14 protein-coding genes are annotated in these 16180 nt (G+C 66.8%); 4 read left to right on the forward strand and 10 right to left on the reverse strand.

Translation table 11 applies throughout. The features are described 5' to 3' along the window. The first annotated feature begins 77 nt into the window (after positions 1-77). Positions 78-989, forward strand: a complete 912-nt coding sequence (lpxC, locus tag BLV15_RS08475) for a UDP-3-O-acyl-N-acetylglucosamine deacetylase (RefSeq protein WP_090226580.1) — start codon at positions 78-80, stop codon at positions 987-989. Positions 990-1106: 117 nt separating this feature from the next. Here lpxC and BLV15_RS08480 read toward each other — a convergent pair whose 3' ends face one another. Together BLV15_RS08480 and plsB are read right to left on the reverse strand one after the other, a co-directional pair. Further along, positions 1107-1784: a DUF4197 domain-containing protein gene (locus BLV15_RS08480; RefSeq protein ID WP_090226583.1), complete on the reverse strand. Its 678-nt coding sequence runs from the start codon at positions 1782-1784 to the stop codon at positions 1107-1109. Between the two features lie 69 nt (positions 1785-1853). Beyond that, positions 1854-4334 (reverse strand): glycerol-3-phosphate 1-O-acyltransferase PlsB, encoded by a 2481-nt coding sequence (gene plsB, locus BLV15_RS08485; protein ID WP_090226586.1) that lies wholly within the window; start codon positions 4332-4334, stop codon positions 1854-1856. Positions 4335-4825: 491 nt separating this feature from the next. Between plsB and BLV15_RS08490 the strand changes: the two genes are divergently transcribed. Continuing rightward, the gene (locus BLV15_RS08490; protein WP_090226589.1) at positions 4826-5035 is read left to right on the forward strand and encodes a cold-shock protein; all 210 of its coding nucleotides are present in this window, start codon (positions 4826-4828) and stop codon (positions 5033-5035) included. 169 nt (positions 5036-5204) lie between these two features. Here BLV15_RS08490 and BLV15_RS08495 read toward each other — a convergent pair whose 3' ends face one another. From BLV15_RS08495 to BLV15_RS08510, 4 genes are all read right to left on the reverse strand, one after another. Then, complete coding sequence (locus BLV15_RS08495) at positions 5205-5576, reverse strand: hypothetical protein (RefSeq protein WP_090226593.1); 372 nt, start codon at positions 5574-5576, stop codon at positions 5205-5207. A 30-nt stretch (positions 5577-5606) separates the two neighbouring features. Further along, the gene (locus BLV15_RS08500) at positions 5607-6413 is read right to left on the reverse strand and encodes a putative RNA methyltransferase (protein WP_090226596.1); all 807 of its coding nucleotides are present in this window, start codon (positions 6411-6413) and stop codon (positions 5607-5609) included. Beyond that, on the reverse strand, positions 6413-7564 hold the full coding sequence (gene dapE, locus BLV15_RS08505; RefSeq protein ID WP_090226598.1) for a succinyl-diaminopimelate desuccinylase: 1152 nt from the start codon (positions 7562-7564) through the stop codon (positions 6413-6415). Before dapE ends, BLV15_RS08500 begins: the two co-directional genes overlap by 1 nt. A gap of 102 nt (positions 7565-7666) precedes the next feature. Continuing rightward, positions 7667-10258, reverse strand: coding sequence for a glycosyltransferase (locus BLV15_RS08510; RefSeq protein ID WP_090226601.1), 2592 nt, complete (start codon positions 10256-10258; stop codon positions 7667-7669). Positions 10259-10586: 328 nt separating this feature from the next. On the opposite strand from BLV15_RS08510, the gene tcdA reads away from it, so the two are divergent. Next, complete coding sequence (gene tcdA, locus BLV15_RS08515; RefSeq protein WP_090226604.1) at positions 10587-11399, forward strand: tRNA cyclic N6-threonylcarbamoyladenosine(37) synthase TcdA; 813 nt, start codon at positions 10587-10589, stop codon at positions 11397-11399. Between the two features lie 100 nt (positions 11400-11499). Next, entirely contained in the window at positions 11500-11967 is a 468-nt protein-coding gene (locus BLV15_RS08520) for a YehS family protein (protein ID WP_090226606.1), read from the forward strand. Here BLV15_RS08520 and BLV15_RS08525 read toward each other — a convergent pair whose 3' ends face one another. The 4 genes from BLV15_RS08525 to dapD all read right to left on the reverse strand — a co-directional run bounded on the left by BLV15_RS08525 (position 11968) and on the right by dapD (position 16146). After that, positions 11968-12954 carry a DUF72 domain-containing protein gene (locus BLV15_RS08525; protein ID WP_090226609.1) on the reverse strand — a complete coding sequence of 329 codons (987 nt, stop codon included), beginning with the start codon at positions 12952-12954 and terminating at the stop codon, positions 11968-11970. It lies immediately after the preceding gene. Positions 12955-13329: 375 nt separating this feature from the next. Continuing rightward, positions 13330-13743 (reverse strand): SufE family protein, encoded by a 414-nt coding sequence (locus BLV15_RS08530; protein ID WP_090226612.1) that lies wholly within the window; start codon positions 13741-13743, stop codon positions 13330-13332. Further along, positions 13740-14945: an aminotransferase class V-fold PLP-dependent enzyme gene (locus tag BLV15_RS08535; RefSeq protein ID WP_090226615.1), complete on the reverse strand. Its 1206-nt coding sequence runs from the start codon at positions 14943-14945 to the stop codon at positions 13740-13742. The genes BLV15_RS08530 and BLV15_RS08535 overlap by 4 nt, the downstream gene beginning before the upstream one ends. A gap of 166 nt (positions 14946-15111) precedes the next feature. Beyond that, entirely contained in the window at positions 15112-16146 is a 1035-nt protein-coding gene (dapD, locus tag BLV15_RS08540; RefSeq protein WP_090226616.1) for a 2,3,4,5-tetrahydropyridine-2,6-dicarboxylate N-succinyltransferase, read from the reverse strand. Positions 16147-16180 lie beyond the last annotated feature (34 nt).

A 16180-nucleotide genomic window follows, 5' to 3' on the forward strand; every position in this document is an offset into this window, starting at 1 on the left:
TCAGCAAAGGCCGGTTCTGCTAACATTCCCGGCCATTGTTGACAACAATTCTCGATAGCGCAAAAGCGGCCAAAGCCATGATCAAACAACGCACCCTGAAGAACACCATCCGTGCCACGGGCGTCGGCTTGCACTCCGGGGAGAAGGTTTACCTGACCCTGAAACCGGCCCCTGTGGATACCGGAATCGTGTTCTGTCGCACCGATCTCAACCCGACCGTGGAAATCCCCGCACGGGCCGAGAACGTTGGCGAAACCACCATGTCGACCACCCTGTTCAAGGGTGAGACCAAGGTGGACACCGTGGAGCACCTGCTTTCGGCCATGGCCGGCCTGGGCATCGATAACGCCTATGTGGAACTGTCCGCTTCGGAAGTTCCGATCATGGACGGTAGCGCCGGTCCGTTCGTGTTCCTGATCCAGTCCGCAGGGCTGCAGGAGCAGGAAGCGGCGAAGAAATTCATCCGCATCAAACGTGAAGTAACCGTGGAAGAAGGCGACAAGCGCGCCACCTTCGTGCCCTTCGACGGGTTCAAGGTGAGTTTCGAGATCGACTTCGACCACCCGGTGTTCCGTAACCGCACCCAGACCGCGAGCGTGGATTTTTCCAGCACCTCGTTCGTCAAGGAAGTCAGCCGGGCGCGGACATTCGGCTTTATGCGTGACATCGAGTACCTGCGTTCGCAGAACCTGGCACTCGGCGGCAGCGTGGAAAACGCCATCGTGGTCGACGAGAACCGCGTGTTGAACGAGGACGGCCTGCGTTACGAGGATGAGTTCGTCAAACACAAGATTCTCGATGCCATCGGCGATCTCTACCTGCTGGGTAACAGCCTGATTGGCGAGTTTCAAGGCTTCAAATCGGGTCATGCACTGAACAACCTCCTGCTGCGCACGCTGATCGCGCAAAAGGATGCTTGGGAAGTGGTGACGTTCGAAGACGCCCAGAGCGCGCCGATTTCCTACATGCGTCCCGTCGCGGCGGTGTAGGGCAACACTCTCCCTTTCGTTTTTCTTGAGGCCACCTTCGGGTGGCCTTTTTTTTATCCGGGATTCCGGCGGGAAGATGCTGCCGCAGCGCGTCGGCCGCCGCGTGCGGCGCTGCACTCAGAGGGCGCCGAAGACCTTCTTCGCCAGGCTGGTGGCGGCTGCTGCGGGGTTATCGCGAATGCTCGCTTCCTGCTTGGCGATCATCTCGAACAGGCCGTTGAGCGCCTGCTCGGTGACATAGCTTTCGATGTTGGCGCTCTTCGCGTCGACCACGCCGAAGGCGGCGGCCTGTCCGGCGAAGCTGTTGTATTGCTTGGCCAGGCCGACCTGGTCGGTGGCCTGCTTGACGATGGGCAGGAACTTGGCGCGGATCTGCTCGCGGCTGGTCTTGTCCAGGTAGGTCGTCGCCGAGTCCTTCGGGCCGGCGAGGATGCTCTTGGCGTCGGTCACGGTCATCTTCTTCACCGCATCCACCAGCAGCGCCTGGGCTTGCGGCACGGCGGCCTCGGCGGCCTTGTTCATGCTGGTTTCCAGCGCGTCGACCTGGGCGCCCATGCCCATCATCTTCATGGTCTTGGCGGCCTTGCCGAGCTTGCCCGGCAGCTCGATGCGCACCTCGTCGTTGTTGCTGAAACCGCCCGGCTTGCCGAGCTGCTGCACGGCGACTTTGGCGCCCTGGGCGAGGGCGTCCTTGAGTCCGCCGCTGGCATCGGTCTGCGACAGGTCGGAGAGCGAGAGGGCGAACACCTGGCTGGACAGGACCAGGCCGGCGAGCAGAGTAGTCAGGCGGAACATGGCGACATCCTTCTGGTGGGGTGGAGGAAAGCATAGCCCGGAACGCCCGCGGCGGGCCGGGCTGCGGGATCAGGCGATGCTCGCTTCTTCGTTGCGATCCTGCGCGACCTGGCGAATCGACAGGCGGATTTCCGGCGGCAGCACCCGTTTCGCGGCGCCTTCCACCAGTTCCCCGAGCATCGGGTGGTGGCTGAGCTTGCCGGCGTCGTCCTTGCGCAGGACGCCCTGGTCGAGCAGCGACTGGATGAAGTGGCGGAACAGGCTCTTGTCGAAGAATTCCGGTGCGTTCAGCCCGTGCAGGATCGACAGGCGCTGGGCCATGACCGTGCAGAGGTTCTCCAGCTCTTCGGCCGACAGGGTGTTCTGCGGGTGGTTGAGCAGCAGGGCGATGGCCATGTAGAAGCGCTGCAGGGTCTGCATGATGGCGCGCGCCAGCAGCGTCAGCAGGACGAAGTGCCGCGAACTCGGCGCCGGACGCACGTAGGTGTCCTCTTCCCGGCGCAGCAGGCCCTGTTCGACGAAGGCGGCGAGCCATTCGTCCACCACGGCGTCCAGCTGCTCCGGCGCGTAACGGATGAACAGCTCCGATTGCAGGTACGGGTAGAGCGCGTGGGTAAAACGCAGGATCTGCTCGCGGTTCATCCGCGGGCTGCTCTGGAAGAAGCTGGCGAGCAGCGCCGGCAAGGCGAAGATGTGCAGGACGTTGTTGCGGTAGTAGGTCATCAGGACGGCATTCTGCTCGTCCAGATAGAGGATCTTGCCCAGCGCGTCCTTCTGCTCGGCGAGCAGCTGCATGCCCTGCACGTACTCGATGAGGCTGTTGCCGTCGCCCTCCGGCAGCGTGGTGTGCTCGGAGTAGGGCACCCGCCGCAGCAGCGCCAGGTACATGTCGAGGATGCGCGCCAGGCCGCGCTCGTCCAGCGCCAGCTTGGTGGTGGAGAGCATCGCCAGCGCCACCAGGTTGACCGGGTTCACCGCCGCCGCCTCGTTCAAGTGCCGCGCGACCCGCTCGGAAAGCGCGTGGGTGGCGTCGTTGAGCCAGTCCGGGCGGTAGTCCGGCCCCAGCTCCTGCTGGCGCCAGTCCGGCTGCTGCTGGTCGAGGAACTCGGCCAGGCGGATCGGCTCGCCGAAGTTGACCCAGACGCTGCCGAAACGCTGCTTGAGCGCGCCGATCACCTTGAAGATGTCGAAGATCGACTCCTTCTTCTTGGTCGCGCCACGCAGTTCGCCCAGGTAGGTGCGGCCTTCGAGGACGCGCTCATAGCCGATGTAGACCGGCACGAAGAGGATCGGCAGGCGGTGCGTGCGCAGGAAGCTGCGCAGGGTGATGGCGAGCATTCCGGTGCGCGGCCGCAGCATGCGCCCGGTACGCGAGCGGCCGCCCTCGACGAAGTACTCGACCGGGAAGCCCTTGCTGAACAGCGTGTGCAGGTATTCGTTGAACACCGCGGTGTAGAGCGGGTTGCCCTTGAAGGTGCGGCGCATGAAGAACGCCCCGCCGCGGCGTAGCAGGCCGCCAATCACCGGCATGTTCAGGTTGATCCCGGCGGCGATGTGCGGCGGCGTCAGGCCGTTGCGGAACAGCAGGTAGGAGAGCAGCAGGTAGTCGATGTGACTGCGGTGGCAGGGCACGTAGATCACCTCGTGACCGTTGACCACCTCCTGCACGCGCTCGATGTGATGGACCTTGATGCCGTCGTAGATCTTGTTCCAGAACCACGACAGGATGATTTCGAGGAAGCGGATCGCACTGTAGGTGTAGTCCGAGGCGATCTCGTTGCCGTACTTCAGCGCCTGCGCTTCGGCGCGCTCGATGGAAATCTTCTCGCGCTCGGCCTCGTCGAGAATCGCCTGGCGGACCTGCGGGCCATGCACCAGGCCTTTCACCAGGTTGCGTCGGTGCGACACGTCCGGGCCGATCACCGCGGCTTTCTGGTTGCGGAAGTGCACGCGCAGGATGCGGTGAACCATGCGCAGCGTGCGCTCGCTGCCCTTGCCCTGCGCGACCAGTTCGCGCAGGTGGATGGGCGCGGCGAACTGCACGCTGGTCTTGCGTCCGAGGGCGAGGATGCTCACCAGCTTGCGCAGGCGCCCGGTGACCGCCCAGCTGTCGGCGAACAGCAGTTTCCACGGGCTGGTTTCGCGATCGGGCGACTGCCCCCAGAACACGCTCACCGGAATGATCTGGACGTCCTCGGCGGCGTTGTGGCCGATGGCGTTGACCAGTCGCACCAGCGTCGGCGAAGCGACGCGCTTGTCCTGGCGGCCGAGCCAGTCGGGCTCCGGCATCAGGTAGAAGAACGCCGCCGGCTCGAGCAGTTCGCCCACCGCCACCGGCAGTACCGGGCGCGGCAGGCCGACCTTGACGCACTCGTGGTCGACCACCGCGAGGTCGCTGATCGATGCCTGGCGCAGCGCGTAGACCACCGGCTTGCCGCGATCGAGCTTGAGCGGAAAGGCCGACTGGTTGATGGTTTCCGAGCGAACCCAGAGGTAGAGCAGGCGACGCAGGGTGCCGAAGATCAGGCGGCGAAAGGGGGAGCGGGTCATACAGGTCTTACGGTTGCAGGGCTTCGGCCCGGGACGGCTAGTGTGACGTATCCGCCGCTGGCCGGCAAAAGCGCGGCCGTCGGGGATGAGGCGTCGGCCGATGCGCATCGCTGAGCGCCAGGCGGGTGCAGCGCCCGCGCTCGAAATCCGGGCGAATCGCGGGGCGCGGCATATTCTGGTGCTGCACGAAGCACCTTTTCGGCCCACGCTTCATGGCCCTGCCGTAGCTTCCAGATGGCATGGCGAAGTCCGGCGAAAACAGCTGCAGCCCAGCATTTATGGGCCTTTGGCGGTCGCCTAAAAAAAATCTTTGCAGAGCCTGCGCTTCCTCTTAGACTCCGACGTGGCCCATTCAGGAACGCTTTTCGATAGCCTGCTCCCGCCCGTTTCCGGTCTGGTTGTAAGCGATAGAAAGAACGTTTTTGCGGAACCGTAGAGGCCTTTCCACAGGCGGAGAGGCGAACAGAATAATGTGAGTTGGGAGTGTGGTAATGGCTGATCGTGAGCACGGCACCGTCAAGTGGTTCAATGACGCCAAGGGCTATGGGTTCATTCAACGTGATAGCGGGGCGGACGTGTTCGTTCATTACCGCGCGATCCGTGGCGAAGGTCACCGCTCTCTGGTCGAAGGCCAGAAAGTCGAGTTTTCCGTGACCCAGGGCCAGAAAGGCCTGCAGGCCGAAGACGTCGCCCGCGTCTGAGCCTTGCGGCAACGAAAAAGCCCGCCTTCAGGCGGGCTTTTTCTTGGCGGTTGGGTTGTCTCTCGTGGGCCTCGTCATCACGTACACGTAGGGTGCGCCGTGCGCACCGAAGCGAGGGGGGCTGGTGCGCGCGGCGCACCCTACGGCGACGACGTTTATTGGCCCTCGCTCAGTCGGTGCGCCAGACGATTTCCTGTTCGCCCTCGGCGTCGATCCTGATCCAGCGTTCGCCTTCCTCCAGGCTTTCCTCCTCCTGCCAGCTACCGGGTGCGCAGCGCACCTGCACGCCGAGCGCGGCGAAGGCGTCACGGGCGCAGGCGATGTCGTCGTCCCAGGGCGTGGCGTCGCTTTCCAGCATCAGGCTGTGCCACTTGCCGACCGCTTTCGGGACCCAGGTGACGGGAATCCCGGCGGCTTCGCATTTGAAGGTCTGGCCCTTCTGCCGCCAGGCGCTGCAGGGGCCGATGGCCTGTTCCAGCCAGGCGGCGACGCTCTGCTGGTCGGCATCCTTCAGGTAGATCTCGATATCCGGTTGGCGCATGGTTTTCTCGGCAGTGGCATGGGCGGCCCGCTACAGGTCGCGTTCGATCCAATCGTAACGTATGCCGACGCCGACCTCTAAGGGTGCGGCGATAACCGCCTCGCGGCGTTCGGCGCTGGCACGCCAGCCGTGCGGGGTCATTGCCAAGAGGTCGGCGCGGGCCTCGGGGCTTTCCAGGCGCAGGCTGAATTCCAGCGTCTCGCTGTGCGCCAGGTGCATGCCGGCGGGGATCAGCGCCAGGTGTTTCTCGTCGTCGTAATCGCGCACTTCATCGTAGAGCTTGCCGCGCAGCGCCATCAGGTGCCCGCTGCTCGGCCCCATGCGCAGCAGCGCGCCGCCCGGTGCCAGCAGGCGCCGCGCTTCCTGCCAGTCGAGCGGGCTGAAGACGCTGGTCAGCACCTGGCAACTGGCGTCGGCCAGCGGCACCCGTGCCATGCTCGCCACCAGCCAGTGCAGGCGCAGATCGCGGCGACAGGCGCGCTTGATCGCCTCACGGGAGATGTCCAGCGCATAGCCTTCGCTGCGCGGCAGCGCGGCGCCGATCTGCGCGGTGTAGTAGCCCTCGCCGCAGCCGATGTCCAGCCAGCGCTGTGGCGCGCGTTCGGCGACCAGCTCGGCCAGGCGGCGCGCCAGCGGGGCATAGTGGCCGCCATCGAGAAAGCGCCGGCGCGCCTCGACCATCGCCGCGTTGTCGCCGGGATCGCGACTGTTCTTGTGCTGCACCGGCAGCAGGTTCAGGTAGCCCTGGCGCGCGCGGTCGAAACGGTGCCCGGCCGGGCAGGCGACACCGTTGTCGGCGTCGTGCAGCGGGCCTGAGCAGAGCGGGCAGATCAGCATCAGGCGAGCAGCTCGACGAGGGTCTGGTAGTAGATATCGGTTAGGCAGTCGAGGTCGCTGGCGAGGATGCGCTCGTCGATCTGGTGGATGGTGGCATTCACCGGGCCGAGCTCTACCACCTGGGTGCCGAGGGTGGCGATGAAGCGTCCGTCCGAGGTGCCGCCGGTGGTCGAGGGGCGGGTTTCGCGGCCGGTCACCGCGCGGATGCCGCTGGCCACGGCGTCGAGCAGCGCGCCGGGTTCGGTGAGGAACGGCAGGCCGGACAGCGCCCAGTCGATGTGCCAGTCCAGGCCGTGCCTGTCGAGAATGGCGGCCACCCGCTGCTGCAACCCGTCCACCGTGGATTCGGTGGAGAAACGGAAGTTGAACATCGCCGTCAGCTCGCCGGGGATCACGTTACTGGCGCCGGTGCCGGCGTTCAGGTTGGAAATCTGGAAGCTGGTCGGCGGGAAGAAGGCGTTGCCTTCGTCCCAGTGCTCGGCGGCCAGCTCGGCGAGTGCCGGCGCGGCCAGGTGGATCGGGTTCTTCGCCAGTTGCGGGTAGGCGACGTGCCCCTGCTTGCCGCGCACCGTGAGCAGCGCGCCGAGCGAGCCGCGCCGGCCGTTCTTCACCACGTCGCCGAGCAGGGTGCTGCTCGAGGGCTCGCCGACGATGCACCAGTCGAGGCGTTCGCCGCGTTCGCGCAGGCGTTCGACCACCGCGCGGGTACCGTGCTGCGCCGGGCCTTCCTCGTCGCTGGTGATGAGGAAGGCGATGGCGCCCTTGTGGTTCGGGTGCATGACGACGAAGCGCTCCACCGCGACGATCATAGACGCCAGGCTGCCTTTCATGTCCGCCGCGCCGCGCCCGCAGAGCATGCCGTCCCCGTCGATGTGTGCCTCGAAGGGCGGGTGCTGCCAGCCGTGCAGCGGGCCGGTGGGCACCACGTCGGTGTGCCCGGCGAAGCACAGTACCGGGCCTTCGCCGCCGCGGCGCGCCCAGAAGTTGTCGACCTCGCCGATGCGCATCGGCTCCAGTTCGAAGCCGAGCGCGGCCAGGCGTCGCATCATCAGTTCCTGGCAGCCTTCGTCGACCGGCGTCACCGAGGGGCGGCGGATCAGCTCGCAGGCGAGCTCCAGAGTGGCGGAAAGGGGAGCGGAAGGGGCCGTCATGCTGGAACTCCGAAAGGCGGGGCAGGGTGCGTCAAAGGGGCGCTATGGTAGCAAAAACGGCGGCCCGAAGGCCGCCGTCAGGGCGTCGCTGCGGGTTCCGCGTCAGGCCGGAACCTCGTCGGGCTGCGCCTGGGGCGGTTTCGGCAGGGACGAGAGCAGCGCCATGATCAGCGCCGCCAGGTAGGGCAGCGACTGCACCAGCAGCATCGCGACCCAGAACTTCACGTCGTTGCTCGGCAGACCCTGGACGATGGCGATGCCCAGCGCCGCGCCCCACAGCAGCAGCATCACGAACACCTCTTCGCGGGCTTCCGCCAGCGCCACCAGGATGCCGTGGTTGGAGGCCATCTTCGGCGTGCGGAAGAACGGAATGCTCTTGGTGAAGAAGCCGTAGAGCACCGCCTTGGCGATGGTGTGCGACAGCGCCAGGCCGGCGACCGCCGCGCAGAACGCATCCTTCAGGTTGACCCCCACGGCGCGCCGGTAGAGGAAGATGATCTTGCCCACCTTGAAGAAGAACAGCGCCAGCGGTGGCAGGGCGAAGATCAGCAGCGGCGGGTCGACCCGTGTCGGCACGATGATCATCGCCGCCGACCAGAGCAACGCGCCGAGGGTGAAGAAGATGTTCATGCCGTCGGCGACCCAGGGCAGCCAGCCGGCGATAAAGTGGTAACGCTGGCCGCGCTTGAGCTCCGAGCCCTTGCCCAGCAGGAGCGCACGAGCATGGCCCTTCATGATCTGGATGGCGCCGTAGGCCCAGCGGAAGCGCTGCTTCTTGAAGTCGATGAAGGTATCCGGCATCAGCCCCTTGCCGAAGCTGTCGTGGGCGTAGGCGGCCGAGTAGCCTTTCTCGAACACGCGCAGGCCCAGTTCGGCGTCCTCGCAGATGGTCCAGTCGGCCCAGCGCAGTTCGTCCATCACCGTGCGGCGGATCATCGTCATGGTGCCGTGCTGGATGATCGCGTCGCGGTCGTTGCGGGTGACCATGCCGATGTGGAAGAAGCCCTTGTACTCGGAATAGCAGAGCTTCTTGAACAGGCTTTCGTTTTCGTCGCGGTAGTCCTGCGGCGACTGCACCACGGCGATGCGCGGGTCGGCGAAGTGCGGGACCATGTGCTTGAGCCAGTTGCGGTCGACGCAGTAGTCCGAGTCGATCACCGCGACGATTTCGGCGTCGGGCGCGGTGTGCGGCAGGATGTAGTTCAGCGCGCCGCCCTTGAAGCCGTGCAGCGGCGCGACGTGGAAGAAGCGGAACCGCGGGCCGAGTTGCTCGCAGTAGTCGCGTACCGGCTCCCACACCGTCGGGTCCTTGGTGTTGTTGTCGATGATCAGGACTTCGAAGTCCGGGTAATCGAGGTTGGCCAGGGCGTCGAGGGTCTGTTTGACCATCTCCGGCGGCTCGTTGTAGCAGGGCACGTGCACCGAGACCTTGGGCCGGAAACTGCTGTCGCCGACCACCGGGATGAACGGCCGGCGGCGTTTGTGCACCCAGACCACCTCGGCCAGCTCATGGGCTTCGGTGAGCAGCACGATGAACACGCCGAGGGCGCCGATGCCGAGCAGCGCGCCCACCGTCAGGCTGAACCAGGTCGCGTACTGCTGGCTGTAGTCGTAGCCGATCCATACCAGCGCCGAACCGCCGACGAAGGCGACGAAGGTCAGGAAGGTGCGGCCACGCTGGCGCAGCGCGCTACCGTCGATCAGCAGCAGGGCCAGCGACAGCAGCGCCATCACCACCGAAGCGACCGCCAACAGGCGCCATTGCGGGATCGCCACGACCGGGCCTTCGAAGGCGAACTTAGCCTGCCGGTTGAGGTTATAGACCCCCCAGTAGGCGCCCACCGAACCCTCGTCGCTGGCTTTCCACGGCTGGTCGAAGGCCTCGATGACGAAGTAGTTGTAGCCCTGGCTGTTCAGCTTGTTGACCAGCGTGCGCAGGTACACGGCCTGGTCGGCCTGGGTGGCATCGGCGCCGCCGCGCATGCGTCCGTTGCTCGGCCAGCCGACCTCGGAGATCAGCAGCGGCTTTTTCGGGAACAGCTTGCGCAGGTCGCGCGCGCGGTCGAGGACGAACTGTCCGGCATCCTCCATCGGGATGAATTCCCAGTACGGCAGCACGTGAGCGGCGATCAGGTCGGCGTGCTTCGCCAGCTCCGGGTGCTCCTCCCAGATGTGCCACTGCTCGGACGTGGACACCGGCACCTTCACCGCCGCGCGCACGCGATCCATGAAGGCGATTAGTTGCTCGGCGGTGACTTCCTCGCGGAACAGTGCCTCGTTGCCCACGGTGACGCGAACCACGCTGCGCGAGTGGTTGGCCAGATCGATGGCCTTGGCGATCTCGCGCTCGTTGCGTTCCTGGTCGTTGCTGATCCAGATACCCAGGGTCACGCGCAGACCGAATTCCTCGGCGATCGCCGGGATGTTGGCCAGCGCGCCGTCCACCGAGTAGGTGCGGATGTTGTCGGTGTGCTTGCTCAGCAGCTCCAGGTCCTGGCGGATTTCCGCATCGCTGGGATACACGCCCTGTTGCGGGCTCTGGCCCTGGCGGAACGGCGAATAGGAGAAGCCGGAGATCTGCGCGGGCCAGTCCGGCGCGCTCACCGGGCGGTTGTAGAGCGCCCAGAAACCGGTGAACAGCGCAGCGATGGCCAGGAAGACCACCAGGTTGAGACCAAATTTTCGCGATGACATAGGTGCTTTCAGGTTCCGATGCGTGGAACGGGGGAGGGCGGCGAGCGCCGTCGGCGCGCATCCTACTCTGGCGTCCGCGCCAGTGTACAGGCGCGCTGCGGAGCGATTCGGGCCGCTGTTCGCAGCCTACAGCCTTGGGCCTTGCGGGGGTGAAGAAGTTCGCCGCACGCCACGCGCTGCGGGCGCTGCGCCCGATGCCGGTCGCGCAGAAAAAAGCAGGGCTCAGCGGCCTCGGTTTTCCTGCGGAGCGTCGCCGCGTGGCGATCCGGGCTTTATCTGCGCGGCGCCCGGTCCAATAATGCGCACCGGTTTTTCTTCCGAGGTGAGCATGGGTACAGACGATCAGCGTTTCGGCGGCATCGCCCGGCTCTATGGCCGCGATGGGCTCGAACGCCTGGCCGCGGCGCACGTGGCGGTGGTCGGTATCGGCGGCGTCGGCTCGTGGGCGGCGGAAGCGCTGGTGCGCTCCGGCGTCGGCGAGATTTCCCTGTTCGACCTCGACGACGTCTGCGTCAGCAACACCAACCGCCAGGCGCATGCGCTGCTGGACTCCGTAGGCCGGGCCAAGGTCGAGGTGATGGCCGAGCGCCTGCTGGCGATCAATCCGGCGTGCCGCGTACACGCCGTGGCGGACTTCGTCACCCGCGAGAGCATGGCCGAGCACATCACCGGGCACCTCGACTGCGTGCTCGACTGCATCGACAGCGTCGCCGCCAAGGCCGCGCTGATCGCCTGGTGCAAGCGACGCAAGATCCAGATCGTCACCACCGGCGGCGCCGGTGGGCAGATCGACCCGACGCAGATCCAGGTCGCCGACCTGAACAAGACCTTCAACGATCCGCTGGCGGCCAAGGTGCGCTCGACCCTGCGCCGCGACTACGCCTTCTCGCGCACGCCGGGACGCAACTACAGCGTTCCCTGCGTGTTCTCCACCGAGCAGCTGCGTTACCCGGCGCCGGACGGCACTGTCTGCCAGTCCAAGGCGTTCGTCGGCGAGGGCGTGAAGCTCGACTGCGCCGGCGGTTTCGGTGCGGTGATGATGGTCACCGCCAGCTTCGGCATGGCCGCCGCGGCCAAGGCGGTGGACAAACTGGTGGCCGGCGCGCGGCGCCCCGCCGAGCGGCAGACGCGCCTCGAGTGAGCCTACTCGGCGCCGACCGCGCCGCGGCCGTATAATCGTCGGCCTTTTCGCTTCACTACCGCGCCGTGCCTGCGGCGCGGGCTTCCACGAGACCCCTGCGATGATGAATAACGATGTGCTGCGCAGCCTGCGCTACATGCTGGATGTCAGCGAGCCCAAGCTGGTGAAGATCTGCCAGTTGGCCGATTACAGAGTCAGCATCGAGGACATGGCCGCCTACCTGAAGAAGGATGACGAGGAAGGCTTCCAGCCCTGCAGCGACGAAGTCATGGCGCACTTCCTCGATGGCCTGGTGTTCTACAAACGCGGCAAGGACGAGAGCCGGCCGCGCCTACCGGTGGAGAAGCGCATCACCAACAACGCCATCCTGAAGAAGCTCCGCGTGGCCTTCGAGCTGCGCGACGAGGACATGCACGCCATTCTCGAAGCCGCGGAGCTGCCCATGGGCAAGGCTGAGCTGAGCGCGCTGTTCCGCAAGCCCGGCCACAACAACTACCGCGAATGTGGCGATCAGGTGCTGCGCAACTTCCTCCGGGGCCTGACCCAGCGCGTACGCCCCGCGGACTGACTAACGCGGTTTCTTAGGCTTGCGCGGCTTCGACGGGTTGCGCTTCGCGCCGCCGTGTTCGGCGATCAGCCGGTCGGCTTCGGCGGCGCGTTCGGCCAGCGGCGCCGGTGCCCCCGTCAGACCGAGGCGCACGGCCAGCTTGCCGGCGTCGAAGGGCGCCTTGACCTTGATGTCGTTGTCGAAATAGCAGAACAGGTCGCGCCGCTTGCGCGAAGGGGGCTTGCGCTCGACGATCAGCCGCGCGTCGTCCACCTGGCCGCCTTCGCTCCAGGCCTTCATCCGCCGCGCCCAGTCGTCCAGCGCCGCGTCGGCGTAGCCGCTGGCGTAAAGCTCCTCCTCGCCATGCAGGCGCAGATAGACGAAATCGCTGGTGACGTCCTCCTTCAGCGGCCACTTGCCCGCGGTATCCGCCACCACCAGCGCCACGTCGTGCTCGCGCAGCATGTCGACGAAAGCGCGATCCTCGAAGCTGGCGTGGCGGATCTCCACCGCGTGGCGCATCTTGCGCGGCTCGTCGATCGCCAGGTGGGTGCGTCCCTCCATGCGCGGCTCATGCCCGCGGGCGATGTGCAGCGCTTTTTCGGTGTCGTGCGGCAACAGGCGCAGGAAGGCCTCGAACTGCTCCGGATCGAAACGGAAGCTCGGTGGAAACTGCCAGAGGATCGGCCCCAGCTTGCGCTGCAGGCGCAGCAGGCCGGAGGCGAAGAAGTTGGCGATCGGCTTTTCGACGTCGTCGAGCCGGCGGATGTGGGTGATGTAGCGCGGTGCCTTGACGCTGAAGACGAATTCCTCGGGCGTCTCGTCATGCCAGCGTGCCCAGCTTTCCGGGCGTTGCAGGGAATAGAAGGAACCGTTGATCTCGATGCTGCCGACCGCGCGGGAAGCGAACTGCAGCTCGTCGTCCTGGCGCAGCTTCTCCGGATAGAAGACGCCGCGCCAGGGTGCGTATCGCCAGCCGGATATGCCGATGCGGATGTCTGCGCTCATGTGCTCTCTGCCTCGCGTTCAAGCAGTCGACTGCGAGTGGCGGGAACGGGTTCCGGGCGGGCGACCACAAGGCGTGGTGCGCGCGGCGCACCCTACGAAGCGCAGCCAGCCCGCGCGTCCGTATCGGCGCGTTGCCGCCGGTTCACGCCTCCGTGCCCAGTCCCCGCGCTTGCCGTAGGTGCCATGCGCACCGTGGCGCGCGCGGATCAGTGCGTTGCCGCCAGTTCACGCATCCGCGCCCGGTCCCGCGCTTGCCGTAGGGTGCGCCATGCGCACCGTGGCGCGCCCGGATCAGTGCGTTGCCGCCGGCTCACGCCTCCGTGCCCGGTCCCACGCTTGCCGTAGGGTGCGCCATGCGCACCGTGGCGCGCCGGATCAGCGCGTTGCAGCCAGTTCACGCATCCGCTCGAGCACGGCGTTCAACCCGTTGCTGCGCGACGGGCTGAGCTGGCGCTGCAGGCCGAGTTGGGCGAACCAGTCGGCGAGGTCCAGCGCCGCCAGCCCGGCGCCGTCCAACCCCTCGATGCGCGCCAGCAGAAGCGCCAGCAGGCCACGCAGCAGGCGCGCATCGCTGGCCGCGCGAAAATGCAGCGCCTGATCGCGGCGCTCCGCCACCAGCCAGACCAGGCTCTCGCAGCCGTGCACGCGGTTGGCCTCGCTGCGTTCGGCCGCGTCCAGCGGCTCCAGGCGCTCGGCCCATTGCAGCAGCAGGCGCGCGCGCTGCTCCCAACCCGGAAGCCGGGCGAACGCGTCCAGTGCCTGCTGCGCAAGCGGCGGCAATTCGCTCATCGCAGCAGCTCCAGGGCGGCATCGAGGGCGGCGAAGAAACGCCGCAGGTCCTCGCCGTCGTTGTACAGCGCCAGCGACACGCGGACCGCGCCGGCCAGACCGAGGCGCTCGTACAGCGGCATCGCGCAATGGCTGCCGACACGCACCGCGATGCCCTGTTCGCCGAGCAGGTGCGCCAGGTCGGCGTTATGCACGCCGTCGACGGCGAAGCAGGCCAGGGCGATCCGCGGCGCGCCGAGCAGGCGCACGCCATCGCGGGCGGCGAGGCCGGCCAGCAGTTCGGCGTGCAGCGCGGCTTCGTGGGCAGCGACGGCCGTTTCATCCAGCCCGTCCAGGTAGTCCAGCGCGGCGCCGAGGCCGATCACCCCGGCAATCGGCGGCGTTCCCGCCTCCAAACCCATGGGCGCCGGATGGAATTCGGCGTCCTGAAACTCGGCATGGCGGACCATCTCGCCGCCGAACTGCCAGTGGCGCAGGCGGGCCAGGGCGTCGCTGCGGCCATAGAGCACGCCGACGCCTTCCGGCCCATAGAGCTTGTGGCTGGAGAATGCGTAGAAGTCGCAGCCCAGAGCGTGAAGATCATGCCGGCCGTGCACCGCGCCCTGGGCGCCGTCGACCACGCTGAGGGCGCCCCGCGCGCGGGCCAGGGCCAGCAGCTCAGGCAGCGGCTGCCAGCGGCCGAGCACGTTGGACAGCTGGCTCACCGCGAGCAGGCGCGTGCGGGCGCCGATCAGCGTGGCCGCCGCGGCGAGGTCGATATCGCCCTGGGCGTCCAGCGGCAGCACCACCAGGTTCAGCCCGCGACGGTGCGCCAGCTGTTGCCAGGGCAGCAGGTTGGCGTGGTGTTCCAGGGCGCTGACGACGATCTCGTCGCCGGGCTGGAACAGGTGCTCCAGGCCATAGGCGAGCAGGTTGAACGCCTCCGTGGCGCCGCGGGTGAAGACGATTTCCGCCGGGCTGGCGGCATTCAGCCATTGCGTCACCTTCAGCCGGGTCGCCTCGAAGGCGCGCGTGGCCCGGTCACCGGGCAGGTGCTGGGCGCGGTGCACGTTGGCGGTGCCGTTGCGGTAGTAAGCGTCCAGGGCCGCGAGCACCGGCTCCGGCTTCTGCGCGGTGGCGGCGTTGTCCAGGTAGGTCTGGCCCTCGGCCTGCAAGGCCAGGATGCCGGGAAAGTCGGCGCGCCAGGGCGAGTTCAGTGGCATGGCTGCGGTACCGCGAAATGTCTGCCGAGCATGAATGGAAAGGCCGGGCATGGGCCCGGCCTGAGTGTTTTCGTTGCCAGGCGATGGATATCGGCGCTGCGCGCCTCGACCCATCCTGCGGCCTGCTACGGAAGGTTCGTAGGATGGGTTGAGCCGGCGATATCCATCAGTTGTGCGCGTGCAGGGCTTCGTTCAGTTCGATGGCGGTCTTGTTGGTCTTGCATTCCACCGCGCCGTTGCGCGAGTTGCGGCGGAACAGCAGGTCCGGCTGGCCGGCGAGGTCGCGTGCCTTGACCACGTTGACCAGGGCGTTCTGGTCGTCCAGCAGGGCGACCTTGGTGCCGGCGGTGATGTACAGGCCGGCCTCGACGATGTTGCGGTCGCCCAGCGGGATGCCGATGCCGGCGTTGGCGCCGATCAGGCAGCCTTCGCCGACCGAGATGATGATGTTGCCGCCACCGGACAGGGTGCCCATGGTCGAGCAGCCGCCGCCGAGGTCCGAGCCCTTGCCGACGAACACGCCGGCGGAAACGCGGCCTTCGATCATTCCCGGACCTTCGGTCCCGGCGTTGAAGTTGACGAAGCCCTCGTGCATCACCGTGGTGCCTTCGCCGATGTAGGCACCCAGGCGCACGCGGGCGCTGTCGGCGATGCGTACGCCGCTCGGCACCACGTAGTCGGTCATTTTCGGGAACTTGTCCACCGACACCACTTCCAGCAGCTTGCCGACCAGGCGCGCTTCCAGTTGGCGCTCGGCCAGTTCGCTCAGGTCGATGGCGCCGGCGTTGGTCCAGGCGACGTTCGGCAGCAGCGGGAAGATGCCGCTGAGGTTCTGCCCGTGCGGCTTGACCAGGCGATGGGAGAGCAGGTGCAGCTTGAGGTAGGCCTCGGGGGTCGAGGTGAGCGCGGTGTCTTCGGCGAGCAGAGTGGCGACCAGCGGGTTGGCGCTTTCCGCCAGGCGGGTCAGCAGCGCGGACTGCGCGGCGTCGATGCTGCGCAGCGCGGCCGACATCTCGCGGGCCTGGTTGCTGCTGAAGGCGATCGCCTGGTTGCCGCCTTCGTAACCGAGGATCGGCGCCACGGCGGCGACCAGCTCGGCGCTGGGGGCCAGCAGCGGCTGGGAATAGAAGACTTCCAGCCACACGCCTTTGCGATTCTGCGTGCCGAGACCGAAGGCCAGGCTGAACAGGGTAGAGGACATGGTGATTTCCTTTTGTCTGGCAGGGCGCCTTGCG

The organism is Pseudomonas kuykendallii, assembly GCF_900106975.1.
Classification (GTDB): domain Bacteria; phylum Pseudomonadota; class Gammaproteobacteria; order Pseudomonadales; family Pseudomonadaceae; genus Pseudomonas_O; species Pseudomonas_O kuykendallii.

Bases quoted from the DNA above. Each gene is read 5' to 3' on its own strand.
- lpxC (WP_090226580.1), top strand. From the start codon at position 78: ATGATCAAACAACGCACCCTGAAGAACACCATCCGTGCCACGGGCGTC.
- BLV15_RS08500 (WP_090226596.1), bottom strand. From the start codon at position 6,413: ATGCTGATCTGCCCGCTCTGCTCAGGCCCGCTGCACGACGCCGACAAC.
- BLV15_RS08530 (WP_090226612.1), bottom strand. From the start codon at position 13,743: ATGAGCGAATTGCCGCCGCTTGCGCAGCAGGCACTGGACGCGTTCGCC.
- BLV15_RS08495 (WP_090226593.1), bottom strand. From the start codon at position 5,576: ATGCGCCAACCGGATATCGAGATCTACCTGAAGGATGCCGACCAGCAG.
- dapE (WP_090226598.1), bottom strand. From the start codon at position 7,564: ATGACGGCCCCTTCCGCTCCCCTTTCCGCCACTCTGGAGCTCGCCTGC.
- dapD (WP_090226616.1), bottom strand. From the start codon at position 16,146: ATGTCCTCTACCCTGTTCAGCCTGGCCTTCGGTCTCGGCACGCAGAAT.
- BLV15_RS08480 (WP_090226583.1), bottom strand. From the start codon at position 1,784: ATGTTCCGCCTGACTACTCTGCTCGCCGGCCTGGTCCTGTCCAGCCAG.
- BLV15_RS08510 (WP_090226601.1), bottom strand. From the start codon at position 10,258: ATGTCATCGCGAAAATTTGGTCTCAACCTGGTGGTCTTCCTGGCCATC.
- BLV15_RS08520 (WP_090226606.1), top strand. From the start codon at position 11,500: ATGATGAATAACGATGTGCTGCGCAGCCTGCGCTACATGCTGGATGTC.
- BLV15_RS08490 (WP_090226589.1), top strand. From the start codon at position 4,826: ATGGCTGATCGTGAGCACGGCACCGTCAAGTGGTTCAATGACGCCAAG.
- plsB (WP_090226586.1), bottom strand. From the start codon at position 4,334: ATGACCCGCTCCCCCTTTCGCCGCCTGATCTTCGGCACCCTGCGTCGC.
- BLV15_RS08535 (WP_090226615.1), bottom strand. From the start codon at position 14,945: ATGCCACTGAACTCGCCCTGGCGCGCCGACTTTCCCGGCATCCTGGCC.
- tcdA (WP_090226604.1), top strand. From the start codon at position 10,587: ATGGGTACAGACGATCAGCGTTTCGGCGGCATCGCCCGGCTCTATGGC.
- BLV15_RS08525 (WP_090226609.1), bottom strand. From the start codon at position 12,954: ATGAGCGCAGACATCCGCATCGGCATATCCGGCTGGCGATACGCACCC.